The 12,805-nt window shown below is 64.8% G+C and carries 13 protein-coding genes and 1 pseudogene; 5 read left to right on the forward strand and 9 right to left on the reverse strand.

Annotated features, from left to right (window positions below):
* Positions 1–71: 71 nt before the first annotated feature.
* Both OG817_RS12095 and OG817_RS12100 read right to left on the reverse strand, forming a co-directional pair.
* Complete coding sequence (locus OG817_RS12095) at positions 72–989, reverse strand: NADP-dependent oxidoreductase (RefSeq protein ID WP_406054119.1); 918 nt, start codon at positions 987–989, stop codon at positions 72–74.
* A 143-nt stretch (positions 990–1,132) separates the two neighbouring features.
* Positions 1,133–2,584 (reverse strand): annotated as a pseudogene (locus tag OG817_RS12100) (cytochrome bc complex cytochrome b subunit); the annotation flags it as partial.
* A gap of 128 nt (positions 2,585–2,712) precedes the next feature.
* On the opposite strand from OG817_RS12100, the gene ctaD reads away from it, so the two are divergent.
* Both ctaD and OG817_RS12110 read left to right on the forward strand, forming a co-directional pair.
* Positions 2,713–4,446: a cytochrome c oxidase subunit I gene (gene ctaD, locus OG817_RS12105; RefSeq protein WP_406054121.1), complete on the forward strand. Its 1,734-nt coding sequence runs from the start codon at positions 2,713–2,715 to the stop codon at positions 4,444–4,446.
* A 4-nt stretch (positions 4,447–4,450) separates the two neighbouring features.
* Entirely contained in the window at positions 4,451–4,771 is a 321-nt protein-coding gene (locus tag OG817_RS12110) for a hypothetical protein (RefSeq protein WP_406054123.1), read from the forward strand.
* Here the strand turns inward: OG817_RS12110 and OG817_RS12115 are convergent.
* Positions 4,762–5,409, reverse strand: a complete 648-nt coding sequence (locus OG817_RS12115; RefSeq protein WP_406054125.1) for a uracil-DNA glycosylase family protein — start codon at positions 5,407–5,409, stop codon at positions 4,762–4,764. The two genes, OG817_RS12110 and OG817_RS12115, sit on opposite strands and share 10 nt — an antisense overlap.
* Before the next feature lie 338 nt (positions 5,410–5,747).
* On the opposite strand from OG817_RS12115, the gene OG817_RS12120 reads away from it, so the two are divergent.
* Positions 5,748–6,416 (forward strand): sigma-70 family RNA polymerase sigma factor, encoded by a 669-nt coding sequence (locus OG817_RS12120; protein WP_406054127.1) that lies wholly within the window; start codon positions 5,748–5,750, stop codon positions 6,414–6,416.
* A 66-nt stretch (positions 6,417–6,482) separates the two neighbouring features.
* Here the strand turns inward: OG817_RS12120 and OG817_RS12125 are convergent, their stop codons facing one another.
* From OG817_RS12125 to OG817_RS12140, 4 genes are all read right to left on the reverse strand, one after another.
* Positions 6,483–7,346 carry an alpha/beta fold hydrolase gene (locus tag OG817_RS12125; protein WP_406054129.1) on the reverse strand — a complete coding sequence of 288 codons (864 nt, stop codon included), beginning with the start codon at positions 7,344–7,346 and terminating at the stop codon, positions 6,483–6,485.
* 149 nt (positions 7,347–7,495) lie between these two features.
* Positions 7,496–8,269, reverse strand: coding sequence for an SDR family NAD(P)-dependent oxidoreductase (locus tag OG817_RS12130; protein WP_406054131.1), 774 nt, complete (start codon positions 8,267–8,269; stop codon positions 7,496–7,498).
* Positions 8,270–8,342: 73 nt separating this feature from the next.
* A complete protein-coding gene (locus OG817_RS12135; RefSeq protein WP_406054133.1) occupies positions 8,343–9,392 on the reverse strand; it encodes a GNAT family N-acetyltransferase in 1,050 nt (349 codons plus the stop codon).
* A 78-nt stretch (positions 9,393–9,470) separates the two neighbouring features.
* Positions 9,471–9,911, reverse strand: coding sequence for a DUF5709 domain-containing protein (locus tag OG817_RS12140; protein WP_406054135.1), 441 nt, complete (start codon positions 9,909–9,911; stop codon positions 9,471–9,473).
* Positions 9,912–10,023: 112 nt separating this feature from the next.
* Here OG817_RS12140 and OG817_RS12145 point away from each other — a divergent pair, with 112 nt between their 5' ends.
* Together OG817_RS12145 and OG817_RS12150 are read left to right on the forward strand one after the other, a co-directional pair.
* Positions 10,024–10,662, forward strand: coding sequence for a TetR/AcrR family transcriptional regulator (locus tag OG817_RS12145; protein ID WP_406054137.1), 639 nt, complete (start codon positions 10,024–10,026; stop codon positions 10,660–10,662).
* A gap of 143 nt (positions 10,663–10,805) precedes the next feature.
* On the forward strand, positions 10,806–11,546 hold the full coding sequence (locus OG817_RS12150) for an SDR family NAD(P)-dependent oxidoreductase (protein ID WP_406054139.1): 741 nt from the start codon (positions 10,806–10,808) through the stop codon (positions 11,544–11,546).
* Between the two features lie 30 nt (positions 11,547–11,576).
* Here the strand turns inward: OG817_RS12150 and OG817_RS12155 are convergent, their stop codons facing one another.
* The gene (locus tag OG817_RS12155; protein ID WP_406054141.1) at positions 11,577–11,897 is read right to left on the reverse strand and encodes a carboxymuconolactone decarboxylase family protein; all 321 of its coding nucleotides are present in this window, start codon (positions 11,895–11,897) and stop codon (positions 11,577–11,579) included.
* A gap of 15 nt (positions 11,898–11,912) precedes the next feature.
* The gene (locus tag OG817_RS12160) at positions 11,913–12,743 is read right to left on the reverse strand and encodes an oxidoreductase (protein WP_406054143.1); all 831 of its coding nucleotides are present in this window, start codon (positions 12,741–12,743) and stop codon (positions 11,913–11,915) included.
* Positions 12,744–12,805 lie beyond the last annotated feature (62 nt).

Here is a 12,805-nt window from a genome sequence, read left to right on the forward strand (position 1 = left end):
TCAACGGTGCTGAAGAACGGCCTTCGGCCGGCCGTTCCTCAGCACCGTTGGCTCCGTATCGCCAGGTGTGGCTACGGGCGAAGGCGGATGATCGTCTTTCCCTTGGACCGCTCGGTGGGATTGAAAGCCGCCACGGCATCTTCGAGAGTCGCCACCGTGCCGATGTTCGTCCGCAGCCGCCCGTCCCGCACCCGCTGGACGATCTCACTCAGTTGGGTGCGATCGGCCTCGACAACGAAATCCACCGCCAGGCCGTCGGCCGGCCGCGCCTCGACCGGGCCGACGACGGACACCAGCGTCCCTCCGGTCTTGATCAGCGCCGCGGAGCGTCGCTGGATGTCTCCGCCGATGACATCGAAGACCAGGTCAACTCCGCCGACGTCTTCGAGCGAGTCGTTGGCAAGGTCGACGAATTCCTGTGCGCCGAAGTCGAGTGCCTTTTGATGGTCGGCGGCGCGTCCGGTGCCGATGACGTAGGCGCCGGCCTCGTGTGCGAGTTGAGTGACCATCGAACCGACTGCGCCGGCCGCGCCGTGTACGAGCACACTCTGGCCCGCCTGAACGCGCCCGTGCTGGAACAGTCCTTGCCAGGCGGTCAGCCCTGAAATCGGCAGACTCGCGCCTACCGTGAAGTCGACGTCGCCCGGGAGCGGTGCCAGGTTGCGTGCCTCGATCGCCACATAGTCCGCCAGAGTGCCGTCGCGATGCCAGTCGGCGAGACCGAACACCCGCTGTCCCACTGACAGCCCTGTCGTGCCGTAGCCGAGCGCGGTGACCACTCCGGCCAGCTCGTGCCCGGGGATCGACGGTGCTCGGCCACGGTCGGCGCGATCGGTCCAGGTCGAAGGCCACTCCAGCTCAGTCGCGACGTACCCCGAGGCATGAACCTCAACGACGACGTCGTTGATCGCCGCCGGCGGCTCGGGCCGCTCCGCCAGCGTCATCCCGGCCGTTCCCGCGGCCTCGTCCGTCACCACAATCGCCCTCATCCGGCACCTCCTTGTATCCAGTCATCGCCTACGCAATTTCAGCTCGTTAAGCGTTGGCGGCACCACACCCTCGACGTCTTACCACGCAGGGGGATGCAACACGCCGGAGGCGCTCAGGAGGATCACGGACAGCCAGTTCCGCGTCACTCGGACGGGCGGGACCGAGCGGACGTGTCGATGGTGATCGCTCGATAGGTCTCCGTGTCCTCAGTCAGCTCGTGGATTGCGTCGGCGTCGTGCGCGTGTGCGGCCTCGATCTCGTGCGCGGTCGGCTTCTGCACCGCGTCGGCGAAGTAGAACCGGGACAAGCGGGCGCGCACCTTGCGCAGGGTCCGGCGCGGGGCGCGGACGCCGTTGTCGTCGGTCTCCACGCCGAGTTCGTGCGGTAGAACCCGTTCCCGCGCGGTGAGCGAGTACGCCTCGTACGTCGAGATCGGCTGGTGCTTCTCGGTGTACTTGCCCTCGGGCGACCGGACGATGACACCGGTCTCCAGACCAAGCAGCAACCGCTCCCGGTCGGCCCGCTGGAGCGAGATCGCCCAGCGCCGTGTGATCCAGAAGGCCAGTATCGGGCCGACGATCACCGCGAACCGCAGAAACCAGGTGACGCTGTTCAGCGAGAGGCCGAAGTGGGTGGCGACCACGTCGTTACCACCACCGATCCACAGCAGCGCGTAGAAGGTCATGAAGGCGACGCCGATACCGGTCCGGGTCGGCCCATCGCGCGGCCGGTCGAGCAGGTGGTGTTCGCGCTTGTCACCGGTGATCCAGCTTTCGATGAACGGATAGAGCGCGACCAGGGTGACGAAGGCGGGCGGGACGATCAGCGCGGGGATGATCAGGTTCCAGCTCAGCGTGATGCCCCAGAAGTGCGACTCGAAGCCGGGGAAGATCCGGACCGAGCCTTCCAGCCAGCCCATGTACCAGTCGGGCTGCGATCCGGCGGTGACTTCGGCCGGGTTGTACGGCCCGTAGAGCCAGACCGGGTTGATCTGGATCAGTGCGCCCATCAGTGCGGTGACGCCGAAGTTCACGAAGAAGAAGCCGCCGGCCTTGGCGACGTAGTCAGGGAAGAACGGGTAGCCGACGACGTTGCGCTCCGTGCGGCCGGGACCGGCCCACTGCGTGTGTTTGTGGTACACGATCAGGAAGAGATGGGCAGCGATCAGTGCCAGCAGTAGACCCGGAAGGAGAAGCACGTGAACAGTGAAGAACCGCGGAACGAACGTGTCGCCGGGGAACTCACCGCCGAAGATGAAGAAGTTCAGGTACGTACCGATCACCGGTGACGCCTGGATCATGCCGTTGGTGATCCGCAGACCGGTGCCGGACAGCAGGTCGTCGGGGAGGCCGTAGCCGATGAAGCCCTCGACGATGCCGAGGAACAGTGTCCCGAAGCCGATCAGCCAGTTCAGCTCACGCGGCTTGCGGAACGCACCGGTGAAGAAGACGCGCAGCAGGTGCACCATCATCGAGGCGATGAACAGCACCGCCGCCCAGTGGTGGACCTGTCGCATCAGCAGACCCCCGCGGACCTCGAACGAGATGTGCAGCGTCGAGGCGTACGCCTCCGACATGTGCAGACCCTTGAGAAGGAACCGTATCGTCCACTTGCGGTGTTGTGATCCCTCGCCAGTCAACGGCTCCAGGACGCTTGTCTAGGAAGCTGATGGACGATATCGTCCACTGACTCTGGGTGCCACGACAATCTGCGGGAGGCGCGATGACGACAACCGAGCGGGCTGCGCTCAGGGATGTGGAGACGTCGTCGGTCACGGCGTACCCCGGGACGAAACTGACCGGGTGGCTGACCACCACCGATCACAAGCGGATCGGCGCCCTGTACCTGATCACCTCGTTCAGCTTCTTCTTGCTGGCAGGCGTTCTCGCTCTGATCATCCGGGCCGAGCTGGCCAGGCCGGGTCTGCAGATCGTGAACGAGGAGGTCTACAACCAGCTCTTCACCGTGCATGGCACGATCATGCTGCTGTTGTTCGCGACACCACTGTTCGTCGGCTTCGCGAACGTGATCATGCCGATCCAGATCGGTGCGCCCGATGTCGCGTTCCCGCGGCTGAACATGTTCAGTTACTGGCTCTACTTGTTCGGCGCCCTGATCACTATCGGTGGCTTCGCTACCCCAGGCGGTGCGGCGGATTGGGGATGGACAGGCTACTCGCCACTGTCCGATGCTGCGCATTCGCCGGGCATCGGCGGGGATCTGTGGATCATGGGTCTGTGGATGTCCGGTCTGGGCACGATCCTCGGCGCGGTCAACTTCGTGACGACCATCATCACCCTGCGGGCACCGGGTATGACGATGTTCCGGATGCCACTGTTCACCTGGAACGTGCTGGTGACGTCGCTGCTGGTGCTGATCGCGTTCCCGATCCTGGGCGGCGCGCTGCTGATGCTGGAGGCGGATCGAGCCCTGGGGGCTCACGTCTTCGATGCCGCGAGTGGCGGGCCGCTGTTGTGGCAGCACTTGTTCTGGTTCTTCGGGCATCCCGAGGTGTACATCATCGCGTTGCCGTTCTTCGGCATCGTGACCGAGATCCTGCCGGTGTTCAGCCGCAAGCCGGTCTTCGGCTACATGGGACTCGTTGCGGCCACACTTGGCATCGGTGCGTTGTCCACGACCGTGTGGGCGCACCACATGTTCGTCACCGGCGCGGTCAACCTGCCGTTCTTCTCGTTCATGTCCTTCCTGATCGCGGTGCCGACCGGGGTGAAGTTCTTCAACTGGATCGGCACGATCTGGGGCGGCTCGGTCTCGTTCGAGACGCCGATGCTGTGGTCCATCGGGTTCTTGGTGACCTTCTTGTTCGGCGGGCTCACAGGAGTCATCCTCGCTTCGCCGGCGCTGGACTACCAGCTGTCGGACTCGTACTTCGTGATCGCGCACCTCCACTACGTCGTCTTCGGCACCGTGGTGTTCGCGATGTTCGCCGGGTTCTACTTCTGGTGGCCGAAGTTCACCGGCCGGATGCTCGACGAGAAGCTGGGGAAGTTGCACTTCTGGTTGCTGTTCATCGGCTTCCACACCACGTTCTTGGTGCAGCACTGGCTGGGTGTCGAGGGCATGCCGCGGCGGTACGCGTCGTACGGCGCGAACGAGGGCTTCACCACGCTGAACGAGGTCTCCAGCGTCGGTGCCTTCATCCTCGGCGTGTCGATGCTGCCGTTCTTCTACAACGTCTACAAGTCGCGCAAGTCGCCGCTGGTGGGCGTGGACGACCCGTGGGGCTGGGGACGTTCGCTGGAGTGGGCGACCAGTTCCCCGCCGCCGCGGCACAACTTCGAGAAGGTGCCACGGATCCGGTCCGAAAGCCCCGCCTTCGACCTGCACCATCCCCACGTCCCCGGGACGGGAACTTCTCACGATCGCCACAACCTGCTGGTCGAGGATCCCGCGGATGAAGTCTCGAGGATGAGAGGCCTTGGACGCGATGAATGATGACATGTTGCAGGGAATCCGAGCCGAGGACGACACAGCGGTTGCCGCTGCCGACATCCCGAAGGCGGTGACGGCCGGCCGATTGGTGTACGTCGACGGTGCGACTCAGGTCTTCACGATCGACGGGCGGACCACCTACTCCGAACGAAGCGGTGACAGCACAGGCGAGTGGTACCTCGATGACCACAGTCGGTTCTGTTCGTTCTGGCCGCCGTCTTATCGGGCCTGCTACGCGCTTCGCTGGATGGTCGAAGACACGCGGATCGTCGGGCTCAGGTTCACCGGCTTTCGTGATGGTGTGACGTTCGAAGGCCGCTACGGGTAGCCCCTGGGCGGCCGGTCGTGGGTAGCATCCGCGACAAGCGTTTGCAGAGTGGGGATCACGTCCGTCTCGAACCACGGGTTCTTTGTCTGCCACCTGAAGTTCAAGGGTGAAGGGTGGACCAGCGGGATCCGGTCCGGAACGTAGTCTCGATAGGCGCGGACGGTTTCGGTCAGGTTCTTCTTGGCGCTGGTTCCCAGATAGTGCTTTTGGGCGTAGCTCCCGATGAGAACGGTGAGACGAAGTCCGGTCATCATCTGCAGGATGCGTGGGTGCCACAGTGGCGCGAAGGCTGGGCGTGGGGGGAGATCGCCGTGGGTGCCCTTGCCCGGGTAGTAGAAATCCATCGGTAGCAGGGCGATCGTGTCCGGGTCGTAGAACCGTGCCTCGGTGACGCCGAGCCACTGCCGCAGTTTGATGCCGCTGGCGTCGTTCCAGGGGATCCGGCTGTCCTGAGCTTGCCTGCCGGGTGCTTGGCCGATGACAACGATCTTCGATCGCGGTGATGCGGAGTAGATCGGTTCGTACCCACGCTCCGTCGCCCACGCGTTCGAGGCGTGGTTCCTGATCTCGTCACGTATCGCCGCGAGATCGTCCACGCGGCCTGAATGCGATGTCGGCGTCTGTTCGCTCTTCGACATGGAGTTCCCTTCTCACGGTCGGAGGTGCCACGCCCCGGTGCATATTCGTGTCGGCCGGCTCGGTCGACCTTCCGGGTTTCGCGCGGCCGACGACCTAGTCTGGCACGATGAGAACAGGACGATCTCGACCATTTAGTGAGTGATCGTCAGATGTCGCGCGGCGAGCCATGCCGTGCTAGATGTCAAGGCAGACCTGAGGGTTATGTGTTCCGACTCACTGTGCTCCGCTGGGTTGGACGCGATGCTGAATGGACTGTATCGTCCATCTTGTTGTTTCACTGTTCGACACAGACGTGCCGGACCTGTGATCACTACGTTGCGTTGATCGCCGGAGATCCATGAAGAGCGAAGGTTCTGAGTCGTTGTCGCAGGTACGGGTCGTCTGCCCAGAGGTGGCCCGGGAGAACCGTGCCTGGGTTCGCGACTTGAGCAGCGATGGAGATCGGCGTGAGCTTGCGAGCCGACGCTTGTACGAGGTTCTCCTGCGAGCCGCGAGGGCGGAGGTCGGGCGGCGGGGGGCCAGGCTCCGACTCATGGGGCCGGAACTGGACGACATTGCGCACCAGGCCGCCGCGGATGCCCTACTGGCGATCTGCGGCAAGGTCGAGACGTTCCGCGGTGATTGCAAGTTCACCACCTGGGCGTACAAGTTCGTGATCTTCGACGTGGCCGCCAAGGTCAACCGGCACTTCTGGCAGCGGGCCGGGGTCGCGTTCGACGACGAGGACTGGGACCGCCTTCCCGCCCGGCTGGGGATCGAGCCAGAGGCGCAGGCCGAGAGCCGGGATCTGATGAACGCCGTACATCGCGCCGTCGATGAGAAGCTGACGGCGAAGCAACGGACGGTCTTCGTCGCGCTGGTGATGAACGGGATGCCCACTGATGTGCTCGCTGATCAGCTCGGCGCGACACACAACGCGATCTACAAGATGATGTTCGACGCCCGCCGTAAGCTGCGGACCGCCTTGGTCGACGCCGGCTACCTGCCGGAGCAGCAGATCGCCTGAGCATCGTCTCGACGGCACTGCATCGCTTCCTGCGTGACGCGCCGGGGGAGAGGTCGGAGTCCGGGGCTACCTGACGGTCTCGTCGTAGAAACTGTTGATCCCGTCCACGATCTCCTGCAGGCAGTCCTCGACCGCGAAGTGTCCGGAATCGAGGCGAACCAGCTGTGCGTCGGGGAGATCGCGCAGATACGCCTCTCCGCCGGCCGGGGTGAAGAAGATGTCTCCCTGGCCCCAGAAGATCAGCGTTTTGGGCTGGTCACGGCGCAGCCGACCCTGCCAGGTCGGGTACTGGGCGGTGTTCGTCTGGTAGTCGTAGAAGAGATCCAGCTGCACCCGGTGCGCATTCGGCCGCGCCAGGAAGTGCAGATCCAGGTTCCAGTTGTCCGGGCTGATCTTCGTCGGATCAGGGTGACCGGCCAGGTAGATCGCTTTCACTGTTTCCGGCCGGAGGAGAGCCTCCAGCGGCGCTTCGGTCTCGGCGTTGCGGTTGGCCCAGAGGACGTGACGAATCCTGTCCCAGATCTCGGTGAATCCCTCGTCGTAGAGGTTGGCGTTCTGGATGATCTGCCACTGGAGCCAGTCCGGATGAAGCGAGATCAGCCGGTTGCCGATCGGGCCGCCGTAGTCCTGCATGTACAGCCCCATCGGTCCGGTGAAGTCGATGGCCAGCAACGCCTCATCGACGATCTCTGCGAGGTGGTCGAAGGTGTAGTCCCACTCCGCAGGATCTGGCATCTCGGTGTTCCCGAAGCCGGGGTAGTCGATCGCGACCAGGTGGAATCTGTCGGCGAGGGCCGGCAGGAGGTTCCGGAACTGGTGAGACGAGGAGGGGAATCCACCCAACAGCAGGAGTTTCGGTGCTCCAGGCTTACCCGCTTCGCGGTAGAAGACCTCCAACCCGCCGGCGGACACGGTCTGAAATCTCGTCATGGGCACTCCACACTCATTCCACAGGGACGTGATCGAGCGCTCGTCAGCGGCGTCGTTCGGGATCATCTGATCGGTCCAGCGACCGCGCTCGTACGACTTGGCCTCAGTGACAGATCGGTTTCTTACCTGACGATTTCACCGTCGCCGGGTCAGTTGCGCCCGGCCATCACGCCCCCGTCGACGTTGAGAATCGCCCCGGTGATCCAGCTGGCCTCTGGGGAGAGGAGGAAGACGATCGAGGAGGCGATGTCCTGGGCTGTTCCGACCCGTCCCAACGGGTGGAAGCCGTCGAATCCCTTCACGGTCTCCTCGAGCTGGTCGGCGGGGATGAAGCCCTCGTACAACGGCGTGGCCACCACTGCGGGAGCCACAGCGTTGACACGGATGCCGTCGGCCGCCAGTTCCATGGCCAAGTTGTGGGTCAGGGCGTGCAGACCGGCTTTCGCCATCGAGTACCCCGTCGACGGCGTCGCCGCTACCGCCTGATGTGCCCACATGCTGCCGATGTTGACGATCGCACCACCAGAGCCCGCAGCCTTCATACCCCGCACCACGGTCTGGGTCAGGAAGAACGTCGCCCGGTTGAGTTCCAGGTAGGCGTCGTAGTTCTCCTCGCCGTAGTCGAGGAACTCCCTGGGAATGAAGAATCCGGCCGCGTTCACCAGCAGTGTCGCATCGGCATGCTCCGCCGCGAGCTGCGCTTGTACGTCTTCTACCTGCTTGCGATCTGCCAGATCGGCAGTGATCCCCCAGGCCTCTCCCTTGTCGCCGAGCTCAGCGACCGTCTCGTCGACCTTCGCCTGCTGACGGCCGACGATGACGGCCTTGCCTCCTTGCGCGACAACGTCCGTCGCGGTCTGTCGCCCCATGCCACTGCTCCCACCGACCACGATGAGCTTGCGGCCTTCGAAGTATCCACTCATGAGCTTCCCCTTGATGTCTGCCAGGCCGGCTTGACCCGGATGTCCTTGTTCGTGTGCCGAACGGGGGGCGCCCTTACTGGTTCCCGAGATCCCGGTGAGTCTGAGAGGTATCGGGTCCGGCTGTCAGGTCGGCGTCGTCGGGCGTTCCGAACAGGTAATGAGAGAAGGCCGAATGACGATTCGCGTGTTCCGTCGGCTCGGCCGGAAGCCCCCGTCCTTCCAGCTCGTCCCAGGTCGAGTCGGCTATGCGCCACAGCTGGTGTGCTATTCGTCCGGCCACACCTGCATGCGGGGAGTTGGGGTGCGGTCTGGTCGGCGAGCTCCACTGCCGTTTCGCCAATGCCCGGGCCAGATCCGCGGCGCTGCCGGCATCATGGCGTTGCTCGAGGCCGGATACGACTCTCGTCTCCAACGAGTCGTGCTCATCCAGTAGCCGTTCGGTCTCTCGCCAGATCTCGGATGTGCTGAGATTCAGAAAGCGCGCGTCGCCGTACACCCTGCCCTTGAGTACCCGGAGTGCTTGCTCGAACTGTTTGAGATTGTGGAGAAGGACCGCGGCGTCCTCACCGGACGATGACCTGGAAGCAGTGAGCAGTACGTCGGCGACGGCTGCGGCATGCTGTGCGGCAACAGCTGCGAACTGGTCTGTAACGCGACGTCTCTCGAACCCGTCGATGTTCGGATCCTGAGAACGTACGGCGAGCTCGCTGAGCCTGGAGTGCTGGGCCTGCACGAGCCGCTGCAGTGGGGTGGAACCGCCATCCTGATGGTTCTCGTCTACTTGGGACGTGGAGCCGGGCTGGATTGGTGGGTGTGACGGATCGAGGACCACCAGGTACTCCGGATGGCCCTGAAGGAACCGCTCGACCGCAGGGCAGTAATTCGTGACCCGGACTCCCTCGGCGATGAGGTCGTCGAGGACCGCCTTGATCAGTGCCGTGGCGAGTCCACGGCCCCGCTGATCCGCTGTGACTTCGGTATGCCCCAGGACACGCCGTCGGCCCAGGACACGGAAGTCGAGGGTCCCGACCGGCGTCCCCGCGGCGAGCAGCTCGTATCTTCGCAACTCGTCGTTCTCGACCACGGTGAAGTTGCGCTGGGAGTCGTTCATCAGGATTCTCATGGTTGTGCGGCCCTCCTCCGAATCCAGCACCGCACGCGCTGGTGACTGGCCGGCGTGATCGTGTCGTTGCTGCGTCGATCAGTTGACCTCATCGAGCTCCAGCGGCTCGTCGTCCACAACGTGGATCGCAGCTTCTTCGGCGCTCGCAGCGCCTGCGTCGATCCCGACGTCGGTCGCGACGAGTTCTTCCTCGAAATCGAAGTGCGACCCCTCGTCCGGAGCCACCAGTCGACCGGCACGGTCCCGGCCGATCTCCGGGCCGTCGACGTACTCCGACGGTGTGGCCTGCGAGTCGATGTCCGGCTCCTCCTGCGCAAGCCGCTGCTCGAGCGTCTCACCCCGCAACGCCTCCGCAGCAGTCGTACCGAAGCCCTCACCGGCCGACCACTTCTCCGGGGGCGAGTAGCCTTCGTCGAGAAGGTCGGAGACCCCCCGCCCGTCGAGCGTGTCGGAGGGCTGGAGCTGATCCTCGTCGTCCACGCTGTAACTGCCGTAATACTCCCGGCTGACCTCGCTCACACGTCCTCCTGACCGCAGGCCGGCGACGTGCCGGCTCCTCACGAGGATTGGTGTCGGCCCCAGCCGAGGTGCTTACCCGTCGATCGTTGCTCGGTCCCGATAAGCTCTGTGCGTGCCCGAGACAGTGAACGAGCTCGATCGCCGCCTGACCGCCCGCGGCGCGGCGACGAGAGCCCGGATCGTTGCGTCCGCCGACGAGTTGATGTCCCTCAAGGGTGCTGCAGCGACGACGCTCGACGACGTGACAGCGGCGAGCGGGACAAGCAAGTCACAGTTCTACCGGCATTTCAGCGACAAGAGCGCCTTGGTCCAGGCGGTCGTTGCGCTGCGGGCCAGCCGGGTGCTCGAGCGTGAGGAACAGTACTTGCGCAGGGTTGACTCGTTCAGTGGCCTCGACCGCTGGCGCCGGGCCATACTCCAGCGAGTCACAGCACGCCGTGGAGCGCTGGGCTGCGAACTGGGCTCACTGTCGACCGAACTCTCCGACCAGGACGAGGCAGCCCGCATCGATCTCGACGCAGCCCTGACGTCCTGGATCTCCCTGCTGACCGCTGCGCTCGAGCGGATGAAGGCCAACGGCACACTGTCTGAGGATGCCGATCCGCCGACGCTGGCAACGGGCATCATGGCCGCACTCCAGGGCGGATATGTTCTCGCCCAAGCGGCCCGCGATCCCGGACCGATGCAGACCGCACTCGAGCTGGCGATGGACTCGGTCCGAGCGCGCGCGAAGTCGGCCGACGAGAAGTAGAGCGGCGATCCGCCGGGTTTCTACGGATCGTCCGCCGTCTGCGTGATCACCGTCGTACAGGTAAGAGCCGGGCGTCGGAGCGACTCCAACAAACCATGTACGCAGGCGTGAATCCGGCAAGACCCCTCGCCGGCAGAGTTGCCATGGTGACCGGCGGAGGCAGTGCGATCGGACGGGCGATTGCCGGGCAGTTGGGTGCCGCCGGCGTCGCCGTCGCGGTCGTTGCCATGTCAAGGGCTCGTGCGGACGCCACGGTGGAGGCTGTACGGGCAGCCGGGGGCGAGGCGGAGGGCTTCACCGCTGACCTCTATGATCCCGGGTCGATTCCTGGCCTCGTCCATGCCGTCGAGCAGGTACTCGGCGAGGTCGATATCCTTGTCAACAACGCTGCGACGGTGACACCGCTCGGCCCTGTCGCCGACCTCGACTCGGCGGCTGTACTGCGTGCCCTCACCATCAATGTGGCCAGCGTGGTGACCCTCGCCGGCGTGGTGATCCCAGCGATGAGCCGTCGCGGTTGGGGCCGGATCGCCAATGTCTGCGGTGTGATCGGCAACCTGGCCTCGTGGGCCGGAGGAAACATCTACGCGGCCTGTGCCGCTGCGCTGGAAGCACATACCGTGAACCTCGCCGCGGAGCTCACCGGCACCGGTATCACGGTCAACGCCCTGCGTGTGCAGAGGATGGGTACTTCGGTGCGGACGTGGCTCGCTGCAGTAGATCCCGCGGCGATCGACGATCCGTTGATCCGGCGGTTCATTTTCAGCCAGACCGACATCGGTACGGTCGACTTCGACAGGTCCGCCGCAATCCTGCTGGGTCATCTGGCGACGACGGAGACCGGCCATGTCTGGAGTGCCGTGCACAGTGGCCCGGTGGCCTGACTATGGCGACAGCCTTCCGAGCGATCGGTGTTACTGGTGTTCGGCGAAGACGGTCTTGGCGACCTGGATGGCGGACATCGCCTTTGGCCAGCCGGCGTAGAACGCGAGGTGGATGATCGCCTCCTTCAGTTCGGTCTCGGTCAGGCCGTTCTGACGGGCGAGGCGCACATGGTTGGGGAGCTGTTCGAAGCTGCTGGACGTGACGAGGCTGGCCACAGTGATGAGGCTGCGGTCGCGCGGGGAGAGCTCGGTCCGCTTCCAGACGTCGCCGAACAGGACGTCGTCGGTGAGTTCGACAAGCTTGGGCGCGAAGTCACCGATGGCGCGTTGGGCTGGGGTTGGTTCGGGCATCATCATCTCTTTCGGTCAGGCGTCGAAGTCGGTGCTGCGGCTGAGGGTTTCCCACGCGTCGGCTTCGGCGCGGAGGGCGTCAAGGGCGGCGCGGAAGCCGTCGGACGTGTCGTTGCCGAGCAGCAGCATGTACGGCGGGGTGTCGGACTCGACGGCCTGGATCAGCGCGGCGGCGGCCTTCGCGGGGTCTCCCGGTTGCTTGCCATGTCCGGTGTCGTGTTCCTTGCGGCGTTTGCCTGCAGTGTTGGCGTAGTCGGCGATCGGTTCGGCGGCCTGGGTCAGTGAGCGGCCGGCGAAGTCGGTGCGGAACCCGCCGGGCTCGACGACTATCGCGGTGATGCCGAGTGGCGCGACCTCTTTGCGCAGCGAGAGTGTGAGGGCTTCGATCGCGGCCTTGACGGCGGAGTAGTAGCCGGATCCTTCCGGGCAGATCCGTGCACCGATCGAGGAGAGGTTCACGATCGTGCCGGTACGGCGGGCGCGCATGCCCGGTAGGACGGCCTTGATGGTGCGGACGGTGCCGAACACGTGGGTGTCGAAGAGTTGCTGGACGGCGTCGTCCTCGCCTTCTTCGACAGCGGCGCGGTAGCCGTAGCCGGCATTGTTGACGAGGACGTCGACGGCGCCGAACCGGGTCTCGGCGGCGCTGACCGCCGCGGTGACCTGGTTGTCGTTGGTGACGTCGAGCGGGAGGGCCAAGGCGGTGTCGGGGTACTTGTCGGCGATGTCTTGCACCTTCGCGACGTCGCGGGCAGTGACGACGGCGTTGTGTCCGTGTGCGAGGACGGCTTCGGCGAAGGCGCGGCCGAGGCCGGTGGAGCAGCCGGTGATGAGCCAGGTGGTCATGGGGTTCCTTTCTGGATCCTGCTCGGGTGGTGTCAGCGCAGCCTGTTCCGCTGTGGATGCGA

The organism is Kribbella sp. NBC_00889, assembly GCF_045207705.1.
Lineage (GTDB): Bacteria > Actinomycetota > Actinomycetes > Propionibacteriales > Kribbellaceae > Kribbella.